Annotated in this window: 18 protein-coding genes; 3 read left to right on the top strand and 15 right to left on the bottom strand. The window is 55.0% G+C overall.

Translation table 11 applies throughout. The features are described from left to right. Positions 1-40 precede the first annotated feature (40 nt). On the bottom strand, positions 41-676 hold the full coding sequence (gene rplC / locus ABNH10_RS06325) for a 50S ribosomal protein L3 (protein WP_349385142.1): 636 nt from the start codon (positions 674-676) through the stop codon (positions 41-43). A 42-nt stretch (positions 677-718) separates the two neighbouring features. Continuing rightward, complete coding sequence (gene rpsJ / locus ABNH10_RS06320; protein ID WP_007148458.1) at positions 719-1,030, bottom strand: 30S ribosomal protein S10; 312 nt, start codon at positions 1,028-1,030, stop codon at positions 719-721. A gap of 398 nt (positions 1,031-1,428) precedes the next feature. On the opposite strand from rpsJ, the gene ABNH10_RS06315 reads away from it, so the two are divergent. The 3 genes from ABNH10_RS06315 (at position 1,429) to ABNH10_RS06305 (ending at position 4,679) form a co-directional block, all read left to right on the top strand. Next, a complete protein-coding gene (locus ABNH10_RS06315; protein WP_349385141.1) occupies positions 1,429-2,862 on the top strand; it encodes a mannose-1-phosphate guanylyltransferase/mannose-6-phosphate isomerase in 1,434 nt (477 codons plus the stop codon). 264 nt (positions 2,863-3,126) lie between these two features. Further along, positions 3,127-3,384, top strand: a complete 258-nt coding sequence (locus ABNH10_RS06310; RefSeq protein WP_349385140.1) for a hypothetical protein — start codon at positions 3,127-3,129, stop codon at positions 3,382-3,384. Beyond that, positions 3,384-4,679, top strand: a complete 1,296-nt coding sequence (locus ABNH10_RS06305) for a right-handed parallel beta-helix repeat-containing protein (RefSeq protein WP_349385139.1) — start codon at positions 3,384-3,386, stop codon at positions 4,677-4,679. The genes ABNH10_RS06310 and ABNH10_RS06305 overlap by 1 nt, the downstream gene beginning before the upstream one ends. Here the strand turns inward: ABNH10_RS06305 and ABNH10_RS06300 are convergent. The 13 genes from ABNH10_RS06300 to rpsG form a co-directional block, all read right to left on the bottom strand. Then, the gene (locus tag ABNH10_RS06300; RefSeq protein ID WP_349385138.1) at positions 4,636-5,706 is read right to left on the bottom strand and encodes a polysaccharide lyase; all 1,071 of its coding nucleotides are present in this window, start codon (positions 5,704-5,706) and stop codon (positions 4,636-4,638) included. The two genes, ABNH10_RS06305 and ABNH10_RS06300, sit on opposite strands and share 44 nt — an antisense overlap. After that, the gene (locus ABNH10_RS06295) at positions 5,694-7,160 is read right to left on the bottom strand and encodes an alginate O-acetyltransferase AlgX-related protein (protein WP_349385137.1); all 1,467 of its coding nucleotides are present in this window, start codon (positions 7,158-7,160) and stop codon (positions 5,694-5,696) included. The genes ABNH10_RS06300 and ABNH10_RS06295 overlap by 13 nt, the downstream gene beginning before the upstream one ends. Further along, positions 7,138-7,767, bottom strand: coding sequence for an alginate O-acetyltransferase AlgF (locus tag ABNH10_RS06290; protein WP_349385136.1), 630 nt, complete (start codon positions 7,765-7,767; stop codon positions 7,138-7,140). The genes ABNH10_RS06295 and ABNH10_RS06290 overlap by 23 nt, the downstream gene beginning before the upstream one ends. Next, the gene (locus ABNH10_RS06285) at positions 7,700-8,839 is read right to left on the bottom strand and encodes an alginate O-acetyltransferase (RefSeq protein ID WP_349385135.1); all 1,140 of its coding nucleotides are present in this window, start codon (positions 8,837-8,839) and stop codon (positions 7,700-7,702) included. The genes ABNH10_RS06290 and ABNH10_RS06285 overlap by 68 nt, the downstream gene beginning before the upstream one ends. Positions 8,840-8,851: 12 nt before the next feature. After that, the gene (locus ABNH10_RS06280) at positions 8,852-10,207 is read right to left on the bottom strand and encodes an MBOAT family O-acyltransferase (RefSeq protein ID WP_349385134.1); all 1,356 of its coding nucleotides are present in this window, start codon (positions 10,205-10,207) and stop codon (positions 8,852-8,854) included. 65 nt (positions 10,208-10,272) lie between these two features. Beyond that, positions 10,273-11,655 carry an alginate export family protein gene (locus tag ABNH10_RS06275; protein ID WP_349385133.1) on the bottom strand — a complete coding sequence of 461 codons (1,383 nt, stop codon included), beginning with the start codon at positions 11,653-11,655 and terminating at the stop codon, positions 10,273-10,275. After that, positions 11,636-12,982, bottom strand: a complete 1,347-nt coding sequence (locus ABNH10_RS06270) for an SEL1-like repeat protein (protein WP_349385132.1) — start codon at positions 12,980-12,982, stop codon at positions 11,636-11,638. The genes ABNH10_RS06275 and ABNH10_RS06270 overlap by 20 nt, the downstream gene beginning before the upstream one ends. Continuing rightward, on the bottom strand, positions 12,964-14,100 hold the full coding sequence (locus ABNH10_RS06265; protein WP_349385131.1) for a PilZ domain-containing protein: 1,137 nt from the start codon (positions 14,098-14,100) through the stop codon (positions 12,964-12,966). Before ABNH10_RS06265 ends, ABNH10_RS06270 begins: the two co-directional genes overlap by 19 nt. Before the next feature lie 47 nt (positions 14,101-14,147). Beyond that, positions 14,148-15,614: a glycosyltransferase gene (locus tag ABNH10_RS06260; protein ID WP_349385130.1), complete on the bottom strand. Its 1,467-nt coding sequence runs from the start codon at positions 15,612-15,614 to the stop codon at positions 14,148-14,150. A gap of 5 nt (positions 15,615-15,619) precedes the next feature. Further along, positions 15,620-16,933, bottom strand: a complete 1,314-nt coding sequence (locus tag ABNH10_RS06255; protein ID WP_349385129.1) for a nucleotide sugar dehydrogenase — start codon at positions 16,931-16,933, stop codon at positions 15,620-15,622. A 1,068-nt stretch (positions 16,934-18,001) separates the two neighbouring features. After that, positions 18,002-19,192, bottom strand: coding sequence for an elongation factor Tu (gene tuf / locus ABNH10_RS06250; protein WP_349385122.1), 1,191 nt, complete (start codon positions 19,190-19,192; stop codon positions 18,002-18,004). Positions 19,193-19,224: 32 nt separating this feature from the next. Next, complete coding sequence (fusA, locus tag ABNH10_RS06245; RefSeq protein ID WP_349385128.1) at positions 19,225-21,324, bottom strand: elongation factor G; 2,100 nt, start codon at positions 21,322-21,324, stop codon at positions 19,225-19,227. Positions 21,325-21,402: 78 nt separating this feature from the next. After that, complete coding sequence (rpsG, locus tag ABNH10_RS06240; RefSeq protein ID WP_011587676.1) at positions 21,403-21,873, bottom strand: 30S ribosomal protein S7; 471 nt, start codon at positions 21,871-21,873, stop codon at positions 21,403-21,405. Positions 21,874-21,898 lie beyond the last annotated feature (25 nt).

The following is a 21,898-nucleotide window of genomic DNA, read 5'->3' as shown; positions in this document are numbered from 1 at the left end:
CCTCCAGAGGCAGTATTGAGATTCATCCTCTATTCCTCTTTCAGGCCTTCGCCTTCACTGCCAGACGCACGATCACATCACCACCGGTAGCACCGGGGACCGCACCTTTAACCAGCAACAGATTCTTGTCAGCATCGACGCGCACCACTTCCAGATTCTGGACAGTAACACGCTCAGCACCCAGATGACCGGCCATCTTCTTGCCTTTAAACACTCGACCCGGGGTCTGGTTTTGACCAATAGAACCCGGAGCACGGTGAGACAAGGAGTTACCGTGAGTGGCGTCCTGGGTGCTGAAGTTCCAGCGCTTAACGCCGCCAGCAAACCCTTTACCCTTAGAGGAGCCCGTGACATCGATCATCTGACCGACCTCAAACCCCTCAACAGTCACTGAAGAACCCGCCTCAAACTCACCAGCTTCAGCACGGAATTCCCAGACACCACGACCCGCCTCAACACCAGCCTTCGCGAAATGCCCGGCTTGCGCCTTAGTCACTCGGCTGGCTCGGCGGCCACCTACAGTTACCTGCACGGCCTGATAGCCATCTGATTCTTCGGTCTTGACCTGAGAGATCCGATTAGGGCTCACCTCAATCACAGTCACCGGAACACTGACACCTTCTTCAGTGAACACCCGGGTCATGCCGCATTTTCGACCGATCACACCAATCGCCATTGTTTACCTCTTCACAACCTGTCGGGATAAACCCGCCCGTTGTTAACCCAGGCTGATCTGCACGTCCACACCAGCAGCCAGATCCAGCTTCATCAGCGCGTCCACGGTTTTATCCGTAGGCTCGACAATATCCACCAGCCGCTTGTGGGTGCGGATCTCATACTGATCTCGCGCATCTTTATTTACGTGCGGAGAGACCAGCACTGTAAAGCGCTCTTTACGCGTCGGCAGCGGGATTGGACCCGTTACTTGCGCGCCTGTCCGTTTGGCCGTATCCACGATCTCTTGGGCAGACTGATCGATCAGACGATGATCAAATGCCTTGAGCCGGATTCGGATTCTTTGGTTAGCCATAGCTAACAAACTCCAGACTGTTTCGAACCATATTAATATGGCAAAAAGCCCACCCACCTGATCTCCATGGATAGGTACGTGGTGTCAAAACATGCCCGGGAACAATGCCCCGGTTGGTTCTGCCCGAAGACAGGGCGCGAATAATAGAGAGCCCCCACGATCTTTGCAAGGGGTAATTTCAATCAAAGTGCAAATTAGCCGTCAGGGGAGGCACTGCAGCCGTAAATTACTCCTTTCGGGGCGTTACCAAACTACCCATGTGGACGTATTTTCGTAAAACCTGCGACCCCGCCCTTCCCTGTATCACCAGCAACGGCGCATGTTTGGAGGTCAGGAGCACACTTGTGTACCTCCCCACCAGTTTGTGGGCTTGCTAGATAGGAAGGAAGGAATATCTGATGCTGATTCCAGTCATTATTGCCGGCGGCACTGGCTCACGCCTGTGGCCGCTTTCTCGCTCTCATTACCCCAAGCAGTTGCTGCGCCTGAATGGCGAATTCAGCATGCTGCAGGCCACGATTCTGCGCCTCCCCGCAGAATTACGCGCTGTACGCCCTATTGTTGTCTGTAATCAAGAGCACCGCTTTCTGGTAGCAGAACAACTTCAGGATATTGGCATCGAGGCAGATATTTTGCTTGAGCCCTGCGGGCGCAATACCGCACCGGCGGTGGCTCTGGCTGCACTTCAGGCACGCCAACGCGACACCAATGCGAAAATCTTTGTTTGTCCTGCAGACCATGCCATCCGTAACCCGGAGGCGCTCGAGGAAACCATCAACGTCGGCTGCGCAGCAGCTGAAACCGGTTTGCTCGTCACCTTCGGCATACAACCAACCCGGCCAGAAACCGGATATGGGTATATCTGTATGGGCGAAGCCCAAGGGAAGCATCATCTGATTGAACGCTTTGTGGAAAAACCAGATGCTCCCACCGCGCAACGGTTCCTGGATGAAGGCAACTATCTATGGAACAGTGGTATGTTCTTGTTCCGAGCTGAACGTTATTTACAGGAGTTGCGTGAACGGCATCCACATATGCTAGCCCACTGCACTCACTCCTTGCTTCAGGCTGAGGCCGACCTAGATTTTATTCGCTTAGATGAAGCGAGCTTCGCCCGTTGCGAAGAACTGTCCATTGACTATGCCATTATGGAGCACACTGCGGACGGGGCTGTGGTGCCAGTAGAGCTGTTCTGGAATGACCTGGGCTCCTGGCAATCCCTGTGGGATCATCTCGACAAGGATGGCGACGGCAATCATCTGCGCGGCGATATCATTGCCCATGGGAGCAACAACAATCTAGCCATTAGCGACAATCGCCTCGTTGCCCTGCTAGGCGTAGAAGACCTGGTGGTGGTAGACACCCCGGATGCTATTCTGGTGGCCCATAAGAGTCAGGCCCAGGAGGTAAAACGCATTACCGACACACTCAAGGCTCGCAAACGGCCAGAAACGGAAAATCACCGCCTTGTTCACCGCCCCTGGGGCAAGTACGACTCCCTGGACAAAGGCAATCGCTATCAGGTGAAGCATATAACCGTAAAACCCGGCGAACAGCTCTCTGTACAGATGCACCACCACCGGGCCGAGCACTGGATTGTAGTTTCTGGTACTGCCAAAGTTACCTGCGGGGAGAATACATACTTGGTTGCGGAGAACCAGTCCACCTTCATTCCCATCGGGGAAGTGCATTCATTGGAGAATCCAGGCCGTATTCCTCTCGAGCTGATCGAAGTCCAGTCCGGCACTTATCTGGGTGAAGACGACATCATCCGTATCAGCGATCGCTACCATCGCGATGACGCCTCAAAAAAAGTGGCGCTTTTGCCATGAGCGCGGCCTGCTTCAGGGCCTACGACCTTCGCGGCAGGATTGGCGACGAACTGCATGAAGATATGGCTTGGGGCGTCGGCCAGAGCAGGGACGACTGCCTAAAGGCTAGCCACATTGTGGTCGGCGCCGATGCGGCGCAGACCGGCCTGAGAGGCACAGAGGGGGTCTGTTTTGACCCCGTCCACCTCCAGGCCGACGGCGAGAGCCACGCCTTCATCAATGAGCACATGCGCAAGGAGGATACCCCCTGCGGAGGAACGATGAGTGGCCACCACTACTTCGGGGGCCAAAGGCTATTTGGTATCCGAGGAAACCAATTTCCTCACGACTGACAGCCATTTGGCTGTGCGCAAAGTTCTCGACCAATACAGCCATGTCGCCTTCATTCAGAATGACACCGATGACGTGAGCCTAGCGTTCAGCGCCACCCTCCTTGTCCGCCTGAATGTGGAAACCCGATCCAATCCGGAAATGCTAGCCAGCAAGACCGGGGAATTGAGCACCCTGCTACGGAACGCATAATGAAGACATTTCTCGCTGCACTGTTAGTCATGCTGACATTCCAGCCCGCCCTGGCTACAGTACAGCTGACCCCCATTTACGCAAACGAAGCCAGCAATTGGCCTCTTGAGACGTTTGCCGGCAACGGCCTATTCCGACAGATCGCCCGATATCAACAAGGCCATCCCCAAGCCATCGTCCTTAATGGCGGCGAATACACGCTTGCGCAATTGGCTCGTCAGCTGGACACCCGCGCCCTTAGCCGCACGGCATCCGGCTGGACGCTGCACTATCCGCTGATAATCGGTCCCGGCGCTCGGCTAATCCTCTCAGCCAGCACTTTGTTTATAGAAGGTCGTCACGGCGGCTGCCTGATCAACCGGGGAAAGCTGCTCATCGAGAACAGCTCCCTGTCCAGTAATGGCGATCAAAGCAGTGGTTTTATCCATGGCTGGGGCGGCTCGACTACCCGTATCAAGAATAGCGACTTGGCAGACCTTGGCCGCGCCGATTACCGGGCCAACGGGGTCAGCGTAGCGCGCCATCGGTATCAGGGCGCTGGCACCCCAGCGCAGCTGTTCATTCGAGATTCCCGTTTCAGCAACCTCCACCGAGGCGTAGACGCAGAAGCCGGCAGCCGCGTCAGCATTGTCAATCTCTCTATCAGTGCCAGCCGGGAGCAGGGAGTCGTGCTGTACAACAGCCCTGCCCACATTGAGCAATTACAGGTCAGCGATTCAAAAGGGCATGGCTTGCGCGCGGGCGGCAACCGCACCATTTCTATTGCCGATAGCCAATTTCAGAAAAATGGTGGCAGTGGCCTGTTACTGGAGGACCACACCGGTGAGATACACATTACCCAAGTGGCCAGCCTCAACAACCAAGAATACGGCATCCAGATCAAAAGCCAGCGCGGACAACAGATTACCCGAATGGAAACACTGAACCTGACCGGCAATGGCAGCGACGGCCTGCGACTGGATGGCAGCATGCACATCACCCTGAACAAGGCTGAGATCAGCCACAATCATCGCTATGCCATTTCCATTCAAGCAGAAGACGGTCGGCAGATCAGCGGCAATATGGCGGAGCTGCACCTGCATCTCAACCGGCTGGCGGCCTTGCATACCGGTGGCGAAGGCTCGCTGCGGTTAAAGGGAGTGAGTCTGCGCCATGGCAGCAATCAGGGGAAATATCTGGCAGGTAACCTGGCCGGCAAGGAAGCCGACCTATTACCTAAGCTGTTACGGAATCAGGAGGTGGTTGTCCCGTTCACGGAGTCGCTTCCCACAATCCCGCTAACGAGCCCCCGGTGAATCGAGAGCCAAACCGATCAGCATCGCCTGCCGGTAACGGCAGGCGCTCAGGAAAGCGATGGGCATACACCGGCCACCAAGCCATTTTGTAATCATCAATGGCCACCTGCCGTTGAGCAAACGGGACACCCTTGCCGTCCCCCGCCCAAAAATGCACCACCTGAGCAGCCAGAGCATGCAGCTGTTGACCTTCGCCTTCATAGAGCGGCAAGCCATTGCGAGTACCCGCCTCCGCCATCAATATCAACGGAGTAATCGCAAAAGCATGATACTCCTCCGCCCGCTTGCCACGAGCTGCCTCCCGAGGCAACACCACCCCACCGTTTCTGGGCGTAATCTGCCCGATGGCCAGCCAGTAGCCCTGCTCAGCCCAAGATAGCCGCGCTGGCTCATCAAGCACCAACCCAGCGGCCATAACCGCCCAAGATGACCAGTAATCATGATTATTGTAGAGATCCATGCGCTGACGCCGGGGAGAGGCATGAGCCTGCACCCTATCCGCCAGCAACGTCAGCCAATCGCGTTGTTCCTCATTCACTTGCCAGCCCGTCAGCGCCTGAGCCTTCATCATGTTCATGGCCAAGGCAGACAAAAACCATTTCCGAACTGCCTCCCCCTGCTTACTGGCGTGTTTTTGTGTAAGAGCGCCCGCTTGAGCCCAAGGTGCCACTGCCATGGAAAAGCATTCCTTCGCCGCCGCGCGAATGGCAGGATCCGGTTTGCGCATATATTCCGTCACCTGCCCCAGAAAGGCCAAGTAACTGTAAATCGCTTTCACCTGATTCTGGTAACGGCGGGCGGCCTTCTTGTCCAACACGTCCTTGCTGGCCTGACCCTGATCATACTTGCTGCCCATTTTCAGCTGGCCCGGATAAGGCGGATACCCCTGAGACTCAGCCTGACATCGGTTCAGCGCCCGCACATCGGGCTTAACCTGATCCAGAGGCTGACTATCGAAAAGCGGCACCAACGAGGCTTGCGAACACCCGGTAACCAACACCAACAATATTCCCTTCAGTAGTCGCACAGTGATGTCTCCACTCTCATCGCCTCAGCTACCGGTTGTTCAAACTCCAGCAGCACGGACAACAGATTGCTTTGGCGCCCCGGTGGATCCAGACGCAACATAAAGCGACCGGTATCCAAACGAGCAGGGCGTCGAATGCGAATTTTCTCGCGCTGACCATTATCGTAATACGCTAGCACATAAAACTCCTTGAGATTATTGGCCGAGAAGTTTATGTCCAGCAACAGGTGGGGCTTGCCCGCCGTAACACGACGATACTGCCCGGCATTCGCCAAAACCTCTGCCCTCTCGTCTGCTTCGGATATTGGCAAGGTCACCGTATCACTAGCCAACAGGGTTTTATCCGTACACCCGCCGGACGCTTCCGGCAGTAATTGCCGCCAGATTGCCTGGTCGTCTATGGCGTAACTCACTGGCAGCTCCCAGATCAGATAACGGAACTGACCATTTTGATAGGCCTCTGAGAGCAGCACATCTTCCAGTGAGCCGGTGGCACCACCACCGGTCATGGCAAAATTCACAACATCACGACTCAGATATTGCTGCAAAAAACCCTGAAAATTGTAGTTCTTGTAGCGATCATCACGGTTATCGGAATTACTGGTACCCACCAGAGCGATGGCGGGCGTCGCCACATCACCGAACAGGGTATCGGCACTATCCATCCCCTCTGTCGGCACCGTGACGCTGCCGCGAACCCACTGGTAGTTATACGCATTGCCACAGACGACACTGACCGCCACATTCATGGTGCCCATCTTGCGCAGCAAAATAGCCGGGCGGGTTTCGAACGTCATCTCGGCAAGTTGATTGATACCTGGGTCCGCCAGCATCGCCTTTGCCACTTGTCTGGCGCTCACTTGTGCACCATAGGGTGTCCAGTGGTGATCACGGCGGAAAAAATATTCCTGCTCGTGCTTGCCGGTTAGCACTGGCTCCATGTCGACAACCATTGCCCCTAGCGAGCGTAATGTTTGCGCCTTTTCCAGGAAAGACTGCCGCGCGGCAGCCCGCGAGTAGCGTTCCTTCCAAGGCGATACCAGAGCATCCGCATGCATCAGCCCACGGGTCGGCTGCAACATCACCACCAACCTGACCCCTCGCTGCCCCAGTCGCTCCACCAGTTCAGCAAACGCCTGCCGACTGGCCGCATCCAGAGAGAAAGATTGCTGCAAATCCACTTCGGAACGAAAAAACCAGTAAGGCTCACCGGCGACCAACTGCCGCATACTGGTCATGACACCTTCGGCATAAGTCTCAGGATCTGACAGGGCGGCACAGGTGAACGGGGGCTTCAAGAAAGCGCCACGCATAACATCACGCTCTTCTATTTGCTGGCTAGACACTTCGCCGTCACCATTCTCCCCTTCGGCTGCCGAGCACACACCTGCCAGCCCGAGACTTAAGCACAGGGCTAGCCATGTTGCATAATCAGGGAGTCGCAGTTGCCACATGGGTTTCCTCCAAGCGCGCCTGACTACCACCACTGTCCGATGTCACCAGCACCGTATAGACTCGACCGCGCTGCAACACGACTTCTTCCAAAGGCAGCTCGACGCCGCTGTCGAGCGCCACCTTCAAGGACACTTTCACCCCGTTTATTTGTCGCTCATCACTGCTGCCTGCCGACAGTGGCCCGATCACGTTCACCGCACCGTTGCTGGTCTGCAACGTGGCCGGTTGGGCTGACAGGTTGTACATCACTAGTAGCGCTTTCAGCCGGCTGGAAAAATAAGTGTCCTGATGCGGCACCAACGAAGCGCCATCAAACACCAGTGTTTGCACCGATCGCTTGGCGAAGTCGAACGCAAATTGCTTGCCGTTGACTTGCAGCTGAGCGGCGCCCCCAGGGCGGTAGAGATAGTCCCCCGCTTGCCCGGGAGCCAAAGACTGACGCCAGTCATCCATCGCCAAGGCCACTTGTTCATCGGTCACATTAATGACCCGTATAAAGGCTGAGTTCGGCGGTGCAGCCATTTCATACAGCCCTTCGTTACCGTCCTGAGCTGCCCACCCCGGCAAACTCAACAGCATGGTCAGAATCATTAGCCATACACGCATGACGTTCCACCTCCAAAATTGGTTCCATTGGTTGAATCAGTGCCCGTTCAGGCACCTCCCAGAGCACATACTTCACACGTTCATCCCTGGCTGCAGGGCTGTTGATAAACTCATGCATCGCCGAAAATGGTCCCTGAGCCTCCAGCGCATAGACCAACACATCCGCCCCCAGCTCTTGCCGAAGAAATCCGGGGAAGTGCCATTCATCCATAGCACTGTAGCTAGTACCCACTAGGGCCACCGGCGGCATGTTATCGCCAAGTAGAGCGTCTGCATCCTGAGCCTGATCAACCGCTGAGGTCTCGTAACGGGTAAGCGGCTCCTGCCGCTGCGGCCCGACACCGTTACTGGTAGGCAAGTAGCGAAGCAGATCACCCTCATAGGCCCCCACGGCAACTTCCCGGGTCTGGTAATGATGCGCCGGCGGCAGCGACAGCCTTGAGGCCACCCCGGCGGCCACTACCTCGGCCCCTCGCGGGCTCCAGTGAGTATCCGTGCGCATGAAGACTGCATCCCCGTCAGCGGCATGCTGCATTAACGGTAGAGTGTCGAGCCAGGTGATGCCGGACTCACCCAGATAGGAAGTGATGCGTTGGTACAAAGAATCCATTCCCGGGGACACGGTTCGATTACTCCACTGGGCATACAACCGTCTCTTCGCCGGTACCGGCACCATCAACACCTGCTTGCCCAATTGTTCAAGGGCACACACCGTTAGCGCCAGCTCGTTCAGGTTCCTCGTTAACCGCTGCTCACTGAGGCTGTCGTAATAATACTCTTCACGGGCAAAAAGCCAGTCATCCTCTCCCACCAATACGCCGGGCCGTCCTGCATGAAAAAACAGAAAACTTGCATCGGCCCAGAAGGAAATAGAGGGCTCGCGCAACACAAAAACCTCATCCACATGCTTCTCCAGCTTGCGCACCAGTTCGCCCTTGCGAAACTGATTCCAGGCCGCAGTTTCAGTCCCAAAGAAATGCGCTACCGGATAGAGGAGCGAGGCCAGGCCAGAGAAAATGGCCGCCAGGAAGAGCCAACCGTTGATCAGGGAAGCTTTTTTCATAGGAATCATGGCAAGCCCCTGTCAAAACTGAAAATAAAGAAAGGGAGAGAACGACTCGGCAGACAACCGCGTCACCGCAAGCGCAAAGCCACACCACAGAATAGGGACGCGCCAACCGCTCACATCCTGGTACACATTGCTCTTGTCGATCCCAAGGTAGAAGCGCTTGTTGTAATACGCACTGGCCCGCTCCCAAAACATCGCCACCACACAAAAGAACAGCGTCATGGGGGAGACCCACAAGGAAAGATTGTGCAGGCTGCCCCAGCCATTCATGCCAAGCAGGCCTGACATTATCCGCCAAGCATCATCTACATTACCGGCGAGGAACAGCGGCCAAATAAACCACAGGAAAGCCATGGTGCGATAGTTTTTCCAGAGCGAGTAAGGGGTCGACAGAGTGGTTACTGTGCCTATCCACCGCTCCAGAACCATCATCCCACCCAACGAAGCTCCCCATAGCACAAAAGACAAATCTGCCCCGTGCCAGAGTCCTGCCAGAGTCAGGGTGGTAAACGTGGCGGCCGCCACGGACCACCCCAAGCTTTTCTTCAGGGGGCGGTAGAGATAATCACGCAACCATTGAGTCAGAGTAATGTGCCAGCGTCGCCAGAACTCGGTGACACTTTGGCAGGTATAGGGCTGATTAAAGTTCTCCTGAAACTTGAAGCCCATCATCATGCCCAGCCCGATAGCCATGTCCGAATAACCGGAAAAATCGAAATACAGTTGCAGGGTGGATATCATCACCCCAAACACACTATCCACAAAACCCGGATCAGGGGCGGCCATGAGATACGTTGCTACCGGCGCGATGCTGTCAGCAATCAATACTTTCTTGATAAATCCCAGCAGGAAACGACTGGCCCCCAAAGAAAATAACGCCATGGAATGGGTGCGCTTCTCGAACTGTCGCTCAAGATTCCGGTAACGTAGAATCGGCCCAGCAATAAGCTGGGGAAAAAAGGAAATGAACGCGGCGAAGTTGATAAAGCTGCGCGTGGGCTTGGCGTCTCCCCGGTACACATCTACCAAGTAGGCCAACGCCTGAAAAGTATAAAAAGAAATCCCCAACGGCAGGATAATCGTCTCAAGAAAGAAGGGGTTAAGCCCTAGTGATAGCATCAACGTGCCGATGCTTTCCACACCAAAGTTGGCATACTTGAAATACCCTAGTGCTGCAAGATCTCCAGCAACCCCGAGCAACAACCAGTAAAAACAACGGGGGTGCTCCCGGTATTTTTGTATCACCAGTGCAAAGGCATAATTCCACAACGTAATTGCCATAAAAAGCAGCAAAAAATCCGGGCGCCACCAAGCATAGAAGAGATAGCTTCCTAGCAGGATAGTCCAGTTTCGCCAACGCGTCGGGGTCATGTAATACGCCGCCAAGAACAGCGGCAAAAAGAGAAAGACAAAAAGATTGGACGAGAAAACCACCGTCACCACCTCCCTGCGATAACAAACAGGAGCTGGTGAATTTTTTCCGGCTGCTGATAAGCTTCCCCCATGTAGAACACTGAGTAGCTCAAGCGGGCAGACATTTGCATCTGCCGCCGCTCTGACAATGCCAAGGGAAAAGACTTCCAACCTAGCGCCACATTCACTACATCGCCTAAACTATCCTCCCCATCCACAAGAGGATTACTGATAGGGCTGTTGACGCTCACAGAGTTATTCAGCCGCCGTACGGTGCCCGTCAGTACTTCCAGTTCTGCACGGGGCCATAATTGCTGCCGGTACCAAGCCGCCGCATAGGCCAGGTTATTCATCTCATAATCAAGCAAATCACCGAGTACGCCAGTGGAAAGCTCTGCCACACCAGAACGGCGATTACTTTGTACCCGGCTCTGAAAGTAGCCATCGTTCACGGTAAGGCTCGGCTCATCCGTTGTGGCTGCCCGCACACCCAGTGCCGGGCGCCAGTCGAGGCTGTCTATCCGAGTGTAGAGCTCCCCTTGAAACAGAAAGCCCAGTAGTCGGTTTTCGCTCTCGAGGCGGTTTCCCTCGCTATCAATCTCATAACTCTTCAAATCCCCCTGTTGAAAGAGGGCATTCACGGTGTACCCCACTGCAGTGGCATCACCCCCTTCGCCGTGCAATCTCACCCCACCCCAGTAACCCGTGAAATCCCGCGCATCCATGAGGCCTTCCAGCCTATCCACCGGCCCCCCGGAAGTGTCATCCTGATAGTGCAACTGCAAATCCCACCAGTGCCCCGGCCACCACTGATTACCCACTCCAGCGAGGACTCGGACGATATCATCATCGCGAGGGTCAAGGTCGGAGCCATCAGATCGCCAAGTCGTCAGCTGCTGCCCGGCAGCCAGATTCGCGCGCCAGAGAGTCGACCGATAATCCAGGTTCAGACTCTCCATCGGCAGATCCCAGATCACCCCTTCCTCATCCTTGTAGGACTGCCGCCCCAGCGCCAGTGACAACGAAGGCGAACCAAACAACATGCGACGGCGCACCCAAGCATCGCGCAGTTCAGTGTAATGCTCATCCTCGCGGATACTATCCGTCTCGTCGGCCTGCAAACTGCTGGGGCGCCCCGTCGCCACCAATAACTTGGCGCGTAGCTGCGCATCCCAGCGATGCCACTCCGAATCGCCACTGCGCCAGTAATACCGTGGCTCATAACGCAGCAGGCCATTGGGCTCGGCCTGATCATCGGTGTACGGCTTCAAATAATCTGGCGACTCTCCTGCAGTCAAATAGAGCCGTTGATCATAGGTATGAATGGGCAGCGGCGTCGCAGCAGCGACATCGCCCGCAAGAACAATCAGCAGCAAGCTGGCGGCATTAGAAAGACATCGCGACACTGAACTGCTCCTTCAGCCAGCGACGACGCTGCTCTACCAGATTCTGTGCGGCCTGCTTTCCGGCAGGCAGAAGACTTTCCGGCAGCGGCAGATGTTCGCGGGTTTCATCTCGGGCCGTTCTCGGCAGTAATACCTTGCTGGCTTCCTTGTGCGCATAGGCCTTGACCGGGTCACGCATCACCCCTCGACCATAAAGATAGAGAATGGACAGCGCCGCATCACCTTGGGCGAATCCAGCTTCTGCTGCACGGGTGTAGTACATAATCGCCCTTTCCATATCGGCCTCCCCTAGAAAACCACTTTCATAAAGCGAACCCAAAGCCATTAACGCCTGGATCATTCCCTGCTCAACAAGAATCTCGAGATCCCTACGGGCCCTCTCCGGCTTCAGCGCATACCACAAAGATTCCAGGTCGCCCTGCGCCCGGTAGAAAGTGGCAACGGCTGGATCTTTTGACATCAGTTCCGCCACTTTATCCATGAAGACCTGATGGGAATAAAACTCTGGCCAAGACAGCATGTAACGCAGCTGCTCGGGCAGGGCCTCAGGCTCTCCGTTGGCCGCCGCCCGCTGCAGCCATCGCATTACAGATGGATCATGTTCGTCAGATGTCGCATTGGCCTTGAGCAACGTCGCCACCCGCAGGCAGTAGGCTCCGCCCAATGACACATCCCCTTCTAAGTTCCGCATCATCTCGACAAACCGCTCCTGCTTACCATTTTTCCAATGCATATCCTGAAGATATTCCACTGCACGGGGGTCGCGATGCAGAACACGGGCATAAATCCGCTCCGCCTCATCAAACTCGCCCCTGTGCTGGGCATACCGCCCCGCGTAGGTGTCGAAGTAACAGTCGACAACACAGCTGCGGCGGTACAGGTGCAGCCATCGCTGCCACTGTTCGTCCGTCGCCGCGCCGGGATATAGCGCAGCGATGCTCAGCGCCAACCGCAGATGTTCCGGGTTTTCCTGAGGACGCAAAGGCGCGAGCAATTCACGGGCACGGGCCTCCCCTAAGGCCAGACTGCCTTGATAACGTTTGAACAGGCGAAGACTTGCGGGGCCGGCCCGATAATCCTGTTGTTGCCAGGCGCGCTGATACCATTGCAAGGCTTCGCCGGGATCCCCATTCTGCTGCCCGGCCAGTAGCTTGCCGTATTCCACTTGGGCCGCGGCATCACCCGCTTCGGCCAGCTGACGTAGTTGCTCTTGGGCTTCGGCAGTGTTGCCCTGAGCAAGCAGATAGCGGGCGGTCACGGTATCGGCAGGCATCTGGCACCCGGCCAACGTTGCGGCCAGGCAGAGAATTAAAGTACGGGAAGCCATGCGGGATGCACCGTAACGCTGACAGGCTGATTATGGGAGGAGGATGGCAATTCACGCGCACCGGTAATCTGCATACGCAGCAAACCACTTTCCTCATCACGAACCAATTGGGAAATGATGCCGCTCTCGTCCGTTATCCCATCCAGATAGCGCACAGTCACCTCATCACCTATGGCCGCATCCAGGGCGTGGGCACTGCCATCGAACAGCGCAGTGATGGTGGCTGGGCCGCTAGGATCGACCAGCTTCATTAGCACACTGTTTTTGTGAACGAACTCTCCATCTCTTACAGGCAACTCGGTGATCTCACAGTCACAGGGGCTGTTCAATGTCACCTCAAAGACCGCCGCATCGACAAGAGCACGAACCTGTTTGGCATCCAGGCTATCCAGCACCACACCGTCATTGAGTCTCGAGACCAAACGAGAGGAAACGGTCAGCAACGGCTGACCCTGCTCTACTCGAGTTTCGCCTTCCGGCAGCAGAAGCTGCACATAACCATTCTCTGGCATCAGCACCGTCTTGGCAGGCAGCGACACCCAGGCGTCATCGGCACGCGTTAGAAAGGCATGCTGATAAAGCTTCCAGGCCACGAACATGAAGGCGAGCAGACCGGCCACAAAGAACAGCACACTCCCGAACATGGCGCGGACACGATCCCGCAGGGTGCGCGCTGTGCTCTGCTGGCTGTTCTTGCGAATCGCTGTATAGTTTTCGCGCTTCATGTTGTCGATCACATCATCCAGCTCGGTGAGCTCACCCGCCAGATGGTTGCTGATCAACAAACGCAGCAAGTCGGTATTTTCCTGATCAATGAGGGTGTACTGTCCTCCGACAAGCTGATTGTTATCCTGCTGGTAAATCACCTTGAAGCTCACCGGCATGGACAGGTTAGCGCGACCAAGGCGACATACGATCTCTCCGTGACACAGAGTGCCCGGCGTCAGGCTTACCTGGCCAGCAATGAATGACAGCCCTCCCAATGACACATCTTGCAATGAAAAGATGCCTTTCATCGGGCTTTGTATCTTCAGCCTCAAACTTCCCTGCAGCTTTACTCGTACATGCTGCCGCTCTTCCTGAGACTCATGCACCTGACGAACCTTATTCTCTTCCATGGTCTTCCCTCTATAACAGAGCCACCTCCGAACCAGTCGCGCTGCATTTAGCTGCTGGTCAGCAGCACCATCAAACAAACAAACACGCTTCCTGCCGCAAACAACATGGTTTTCGAGCTGATGCGATTGAAGACTGCATCAAAGCCTGCATTCTGTACGGACAAAGTGGTTTTCTGCCTTGTCCAGCTTTGCCGATCAAGATGAAACAGCGCAAAGATTTTTACCAGCGACCCCACTATTTGGTTGTAATACAGCAGTACTGGATACAGAGGCCCCACCGGATGGCAGGTCACCGTGAGCAGTGCTGTCACCAAGGTGCGCGAAAGAGCAATCCAAAACACATACACCGCAAACACCTGCCAGTGCTGCAGTGACGCCATCATCAGTGCTACTGTCAGGCCAACCAGACAAGTCCACATACTGATGCGCTGGTCATAAAGCACAAAGGTGGCGAAGACACCCAGACGCCGCCAACCTAACTGAGTCGCACGAAGATTCTGCCGCAGCGAGTTGCCGTACCAGCGGAACATCAACTGCAATGTCGCCGGCACAAAACGGTGATGAGGGGGATGCTCCACCGTCAGGGTGTGAGCATCAGGCACATAGAAGGTATCCCAGCCCAGCGTCATCAGAGCGTTCCAGCTGGATTTGTCATCCCCGGTAAGAAAGCGGAATCTCCCTAGGCGCCAATGCACCAGATAATCCGATTCCACATCGGCGATAAACTCAGGGGAAGTTAGCACCGCAGCACGAAAGAATGACATGCGACCGGTCATGGTCAACACTCGGCGCGAGAGCGCCATGGAACACATATTCAAATGCCGTTGTGCAAAGCGCATGGTGTGCCAATCACGCATGATGCGACTGCCTCGCACCACACATTGCTCATTGGTGGTCAGGCCTCCCAAGTTTGGCATCAACCCGAAAAAGCCCACCGAATCGCGCACACAATCTGGCGCCAGCATGGTATCGCCATCGACCACGCCGACCACTGCATTCTTGTCCGGCATGGTGCGGCTCACTGCCCGGAATGCCAAAGCCAAACCATCCCGCTTGCCAGTGCCACGAGCCCGGCAAATGATCAGTTTGACGCAACCCTGCTGATCAAACTCACGGTGACACTGGCGGATCAGGTTCTCATCTGCACGCTCAACAATGGATACCACCACAGTAGCCGGGGTCCCGCAGCGCACGGCTTCGCGAAAAACGCTGGCATACGCATTCCACGTTGTTTCTGCAGGTATACGAAAGCTGGTAACCACGAGATAGATATGGCTCGGGGCATAGCTTTGCGGATCCCGCTCGATGCGGCGGCGCATGGCAGGAAAGGTCACCCGCATGAACCAAAGGCCACGCAACAGATGCAAACCACCAATGGAGTAACGCCACAGGCCAATGGCACCGATCAGCAAGATAAACTTACTGTCGCTACTGTCCAAGTAGTCGGGATCAATGAGTAAGGCTAGCCCCATCACCACGGACAGCCACAATAGCCATTCGCCCAGGTTCTTCATAACGATTACCAGCAGATGCCCTGGCGATCTTCGCTGGACACCCCTGGCAGGTAACCACACAGGTCTATCAGCAAACGGCCGCTATTTACGGTATCCGCCACCGCCTTGAACGTGGGGGTAGCATGACCGACCACAACGACTTCACTGCTGTCCACCAATTGATCCATGTCTTCGACTAGACACTCAAGCAGCTCACCATAACTATTCCAAAGCTGCTCGGCCACCGGGCTGTTCTTGCTGGCATAGTTGACATTGCTATCGTAGATAGCCAAGCGGTAATCCTCTGACAGCAGTTTTGCCGCAAGACTGATTAGCGGACTTTCCCGCAAATCATCGGTACCCGGCTTGAAGCTGAGACCCAGCAGGCCAACCTTTTTCATGCCAGATTCACGGATCATGGCCATGGCCCGCTCTACTTGGTTATCGTTACTGGTAGACAGTGATGCCAGCAGTGGTGACAGCAATGACACCTTGTCACACCAAGCATTTAGCGCCCGAACATCCTTGGGAAGACAGGAGCCACCATAAGCAAACCCGGGCTTCATGTAGTAGCTGGACAGGTTCAGCTTGTTGTCCATACACACCACTTCCATGACCCGGCGTCCATCGACGCCCGCCTGCTTGGCGATATTGCCGATCTCGTTAGCAAATGACACCTTGGTGGCATGCCAGGAATTACAGGCATATTTCACCAGTTCCGCTTCCTCAATAGTCATTTTTACCATAGGGGCATCTAGCCCCTGATAGAGCACGGCAAGGGCGTCGGAGGCTTCATCGTCGATGCCGCCAACCACTGTCATCGGCGGATTGAAAAAGTCATGGATGGCGGTGGACTCACGGAGAAACTCGGGGTTTACTGCCAGCATAAAATCGACGCCAGCCTTTTTGCCCGAAGCCTTCTCCAGAATCGGCAGCAGATCGCCGCGCACCAGTCCTGGCAACACCGTGCTGCGGATCACCACAAGGTGCGCGTCATCTTTGTCTCGAAGCGCCAGGCCGATATCTTCACACACCGTTTTCAAATAACAGGTATTAAGAAAGCCGCTCTCATCGCTGGGCGTCCCTACACAGATAAATGACACCTGGCTGTCGAACACGGCCTGGCGGGCATCCGTGGTCGCGCTAATCCGACCCTCCGCCACCCCCTCGGACAACAACTCCGCGAGCTGCTCTTCGACAATGGGTGACTCCCCGCGCTGGACTTGCCCCACCTTCCCCTCGCTTACATCCATGCCAATAACGGTGTGGCCTTTCTTGGCAAAACATGCGGTGCAGACTGCGCCGACATAGCCCAGCCCAAAAATTGAGATAGTGGACATTCCCGTTCCCTAATAATTAGCGGCATTTCACAATGACCGTAAAGCAACTTGATCAGATGGGAGCCATCTAACGCTGGGCAAGGTAAAATGTGTAGTGGGGTAACACTAAAAGGGAACGGTCTTACTAAAAAGTTTTACGTGTTCTAGTCCAATGAGATAAATAAATGAGTTTAAAAGTTACCCGAATGGCTAGCTGTTGCTTTTTTTATTGTTCATATTCGCGAATTTCACAGACCATGTCACAGAGCTCGGGAGGATCAGTGGTATTTGTGATAGAAAAAAACAATAGTGCGCTATTAACGTAAACGCATGCTATTCCAGAACGTGGAACCCGGACCATACTTACGAAGAGGCACCACCTGCCAGGCGGTAAAAGAACCCGCTCTATTACGCGACTGCTTGTAGGGCGAAGCTTCTTGCCGCCAAAAATTGGCATAATAAAGGGTTGTCTCGGTTAGCGTGAAATGGGAAAGATCGAGCAATGCACCCATAACGAGCTTCTGTGTGTCTGAACCAGCTCCTGTCCGCGCGGCTACCGACAAGCCCATGATTCATGAGGTCAGCACCCACCGTATTCGAGAGCGGAATTCATTTGAGTTCCACACTTAGCTTGAGGTTGCTATTAGCAGCTCTGAGCCGTTGTCTGCCCGTCTATTCCCGCCTCCCCGAGTGACTGCGCAGCAACCAGGTTAGCTCCTAGACCGGCCTGCATCGGGACACAGGCCAAACGGTCGACAAGGCGACACTGGCGCCCGAGGGTCCGCTGTCAGATGCTCGTAGAGAGATCAAGGTCCAGACCCACTGACCCAGCAGCGTCCGTATGGTCTATGATCTGCTCTAAGTGGAGATCACCAAATTCGGCAGGGTAGTAATAGATCACGCGAGGGAGGATCAAGCCAATAAGTTACATGATGACAAGGCCACGCGAAGACGAGTGAAGCAATGCCGAGGCTGCCTCGCAACCCGGAAAATGTGAAAAAGGATAGAGATCAACGCCGCTTTTCTCGGAATTCCGTAAACCAAAAAAAGGCCGCCGAAGCGACCTTTTCCTGATTACCGGGCAACGAATTACTCGGTGATCTTGGCTACTACACCGGCACCAACGGTACGGCCACCTTCGCGAATCGCGAAGCGCAGACCATCTTCCATGGCGATCGGAGCGATCAGCTCAACGTCCATCTGCACGTTATCGCCAGGCATTACCATTTCGGTACCTTCCGGCAGAGTACATGCGCCCGTCACGTCAGTTGTACGGAAGTAGAACTGCGGACGGTAACCGTTGAAGAACGGGGTGTGACGGCCACCTTCGTCTTTGCTCAGGACATACACCTCAGCAACGAACTTGGTGTGCGGCTTGATGGAGCCCGGCTTGGCCAGTACTTGACCACGCTCAACTTCATCACGCTTGGTGCCACGCAGTAGCACACCAACGTTCTCGCCAGCACGACCTTCGTCCAGCAGCTTGCGGAACATCTCAACACCAGTACAGGTGGTCTTGGTGGTGTCGTGAATACCCACGATTTCGATTTCCTCGCCCACCTTGACGATGCCACGCTCTACACGGCCGGTTACTACCGTACCGCGACCAGAGATGGAGAACACATCTTCGATCGGCATCAGGAACGGCTGATCAACGGCACGCTCCGGCTCCGGGATGTATTCGTCCAGGCACTCAACCAGTTTCTGCACGGCAGGCATGCCGATTTCGCTGGTGTCGCCTTCCAATGCCTTCAGGGCAGAACCCTTGATGATCGGAGTATCGTCACCCGGGAAGTCGTAGTCGCTCAGCAGCTCACGCACTTCCATTTCCACCAGCTCGAGCAGCTCTTCATCGTCGACCATGTCCGCTTTGTTCAGGAACACAACGATGTAAGGTACGCCAACCTGACGGGACAGCAGGATGTGCTCACGAGTCTGCGGCATGGGGCCGTCAGCTGCGGAACATACCAGGATTGCGCCATCCATCTGCGCGGCACCGGTGATCATGTTTTTCACATAATCAGCGTGACCGGGGCAATCTACGTGGGCGTAGTGACGAGTTGGAGAATCATACTCTACGTGAGAGGTCGCAATGGTAATACCACGCTCACGCTCTTCCGGGGCATTATCAATACCATCGAAAGCAACGGCGCTGCCGCCCCATACTTCTGCACATACGCGGGTCAACGCGGCAGTCAGGGTGGTTTTACCATGGTCAACGTGACCAATGGTGCCTACGTTTACGTGCGGTTTATTACGTTCAAACTTTTCCTTAGCCACGGCTCTATACCTTTAACAAATTAACCGTAAATTTAAGATTTTTTGCCGCTGATGACTTCATCAGCGATATTCTTCGGTGCCTCAGCGTACTTCAGGAACTCCATGGAGTAACTGGCACGCCCCTGAGACATGGAACGCAGATCAGTAGCGTAACCGAACATTTCAGACAAAGGCACCTCGGCACGAATAATCTTGCCAGCCATGGTGTCTTCCATGCCCTGAACGATACCACGGCGACGGTTCAAGTCACCCATCACGTCACCCATGTAATCTTCCGGAGTTACCGCTTCCACCTTCATCATCGGCTCAAGCAGCACAGCACCCGCTTCTTTTGCTGCGTTCTTCACAGCCAGGGCTCCCGCCATACGGAAAGCGTTTTCGTTGGAATCCACCTCATGGTAGGAACCATCGTAGAGAGTCGCTTTCACGCCAAGAATCGGGTAGCCAGCAAGCACGCCAGATTGCAGCTGCTCATCGATACCCTTCTGAACTGCACCAAAGTATTCTTTCGGTACAGAACCGCCATGAATTTGCTCCTCAAACTGGAACTCTTCATCACGATCGATAGGCTCGAACTTAACCTTGACATGACCGTACTGACCACGACCACCGGATTGCTTGACGAATTTGCCGTCCACGTCCGCAGCTCGAGTAAAGGTTTCCCGGTATGCAACCTGCGGCGCACCGATGTTCGCTTCTACCTTGAACTCACGTCTCATGCGATCGACAAGAATATCCAAGTGCAGCTCGCCCATACCAGAAATGATGGTCTGGCCTGTTTCTTCATCGGTCTTTACACGGAAAGACGGATCTTCCTGCGCCAGACGTCCCAGCGCCAAACCCATTTTTTCCTGATCAGCCTTGGACTTCGGCTCTACCGCAACAGAGATCACCGGTTCCGGGAACTCCATACGCTCAAGAACGATGGGGTTCTTCAGGTCACACAGGGTGTCACCGGTGGTCACATCTTTCATGCCCACACAGGCAGCGATGTCGCCAGCCAGTACTTCCTTGATTTCTTCACGGCTGTTCGCATGCATCTGCAGCAAACGACCAACACGCTCTTTCTTCTCACGCACGGAGTTGAGAACGCTGTCGCCTGAGTTCAATACGCCAGAGTAAACGCGAATGAAGGTCAGGGAGCCCACAAACGGGTCGGTGGCAATCTTGAATGCCAGCGCAGAGAAGGGCGCATCGTCAGAAGACTTACGCGCTTCAACGGTTTCGCCATCCGGCAGCACACCTTGGATCGCTTTCACTTCATCCGGTGCCGGCAGGAATTCGATAACCGCATCCAACAACGCCTGAACACCCTTGTTCTTAAATGCGGAACCACACAGACCCAGGACGATTTCATTAGCCAGAACCTGCTGACGCAGACCTGCTTTGATATCATCATTGGAAAGGTCACCTTCTTCCAGGTACTTTTCCATCAGCTCTTCAGAACCTTCCGCCGCAGCTTCAGTCATCTGCTCACGGAGTTCGTCACAACGGTCTTTGATGTCGTCAGGGATGTCCTTTTCTTCGTAGGTCATTCCCATGTCGTCTTCGTTCCAGAAGATCGCCTTCATCCGGATGAGGTCAACAACACCCTTGAAGTTATCTTCCGCACCGATGTTGTACTGAATCGGCACAACACTGGCACCCAGACGCTTGCGAATCTGGTTACAGACAGAATCGAAGTCCGCGCCAGCACGGTCCATCTTGTTGACGAACACGATACGCGGCACTTCGTATTTGTTGGCCTGACGCCATACAGTCTCGGACTGCGGCTCAACACCGGAAGAACCACAGAACACAACGACCGCACCATCGAGTACACGCAGAGAACGCTCAACTTCAATGGTGAAGTCAACGTGCCCGGGGGTATCAATAATATTGATGCGGTGTTGATCGTACTGCTGATCCATACCCTGCCAGAAGGTGGTGGTCGCAGCGGAGGTAATGGTGATACCACGCTCCTGCTCCTGCTCCATCCAGTCCATGGTGGCAGCACCATCATGCACCTCACCAATTTTGTGAGATACACCGGTGTAAAAAAGAATACGCTCGGTAGTGGTAGTCTTGCCCGCATCTACGTGCGCACAGATACCAATATTTCGATAGCGATTGAGAGGAGTCTTACGAGCCACGCTGCTAACCTCGATTCTGTGGTTCAAATACAAAAACCGGCCTGGGTACAGGCCGGTTTCACTCGCTTGCTTTGCGCCTTAGAAGCGGAAGTGGGAGAAGGCCTTGTTGGCCTCAGCCATACGATGCACGTCTTCACGTTTCTTCATCGCAGCGCCTTTGCCTTCAGCGGCATCCATCACTTCGCCGGCTAGACGAGCAGGCATGCTCTTCTCACCACGCTTACGGGCAGCATCTACCAACCAACGCATTGCCAAAGCAGTACGACGACTGGGACGAACCTCAACAGGAACTTGGTAAGTAGCACCGCCAACACGGCGGCTCTTCACCTCGACGGCCGGACGAATGTTGTCCAACGCCTTTTCGAACGTCTCCAAGGAGTCAAGCCCCTTACGCTCGGTGATAATGTCCAGGGCACCGTAAACAATGCGCTCGGACACCGATTTCTTACCACTGACCATCACATGGTTCATGAATTTGGCCAGAATCTGACTTCCAAACTTCGGATCCGGCAGGATCTCCCGTTTGGCAACAACGCGACGTCTTGGCATCGGATGTGTTCCTCTAACATTCCCG

The sequence above is a fragment of the Alcanivorax sp. genome (assembly GCF_040119285.1).
In the GTDB taxonomy this organism is placed as follows: domain Bacteria; phylum Pseudomonadota; class Gammaproteobacteria; order Pseudomonadales; family Alcanivoracaceae; genus Alcanivorax.
Note: the sequence above shows the minus strand (reverse complement) of the source record. Positions and strands in the feature narration are given on the sequence as shown.

Coding starts and splice junctions, on each gene's coding strand:
- rplC (WP_349385142.1), bottom strand. CDS start 676: ATGGCGATTGGTGTGATCGGTCGAAAATGCGGCATGACCCGGGTGTTC.
- ABNH10_RS06295 (WP_349385137.1), bottom strand. CDS start 7,160: ATGTGGCAACTGCGACTCCCTGATTATGCAACATGGCTAGCCCTGTGC.
- ABNH10_RS06285 (WP_349385135.1), bottom strand. CDS start 8,839: ATGATTCCTATGAAAAAAGCTTCCCTGATCAACGGTTGGCTCTTCCTG.
- ABNH10_RS06290 (WP_349385136.1), bottom strand. CDS start 7,767: ATGCGTGTATGGCTAATGATTCTGACCATGCTGTTGAGTTTGCCGGGG.
- ABNH10_RS06255 (WP_349385129.1), bottom strand. CDS start 16,933: ATGTCCACTATCTCAATTTTTGGGCTGGGCTATGTCGGCGCAGTCTGC.
- rpsG (WP_011587676.1), bottom strand. CDS start 21,873: ATGCCAAGACGTCGCGTTGTTGCCAAACGGGAGATCCTGCCGGATCCG.
- ABNH10_RS06315 (WP_349385141.1), top strand. CDS start 1,429: ATGCTGATTCCAGTCATTATTGCCGGCGGCACTGGCTCACGCCTGTGG.
- ABNH10_RS06265 (WP_349385131.1), bottom strand. CDS start 14,100: ATGGAAGAGAATAAGGTTCGTCAGGTGCATGAGTCTCAGGAAGAGCGG.
- ABNH10_RS06305 (WP_349385139.1), top strand. CDS start 3,384: ATGAAGACATTTCTCGCTGCACTGTTAGTCATGCTGACATTCCAGCCC.
- ABNH10_RS06260 (WP_349385130.1), bottom strand. CDS start 15,614: ATGAAGAACCTGGGCGAATGGCTATTGTGGCTGTCCGTGGTGATGGGG.
- rpsJ (WP_007148458.1), bottom strand. CDS start 1,030: ATGGCTAACCAAAGAATCCGAATCCGGCTCAAGGCATTTGATCATCGT.
- ABNH10_RS06280 (WP_349385134.1), bottom strand. CDS start 10,207: ATGACCCCGACGCGTTGGCGAAACTGGACTATCCTGCTAGGAAGCTAT.
- ABNH10_RS06270 (WP_349385132.1), bottom strand. CDS start 12,982: ATGGCTTCCCGTACTTTAATTCTCTGCCTGGCCGCAACGTTGGCCGGG.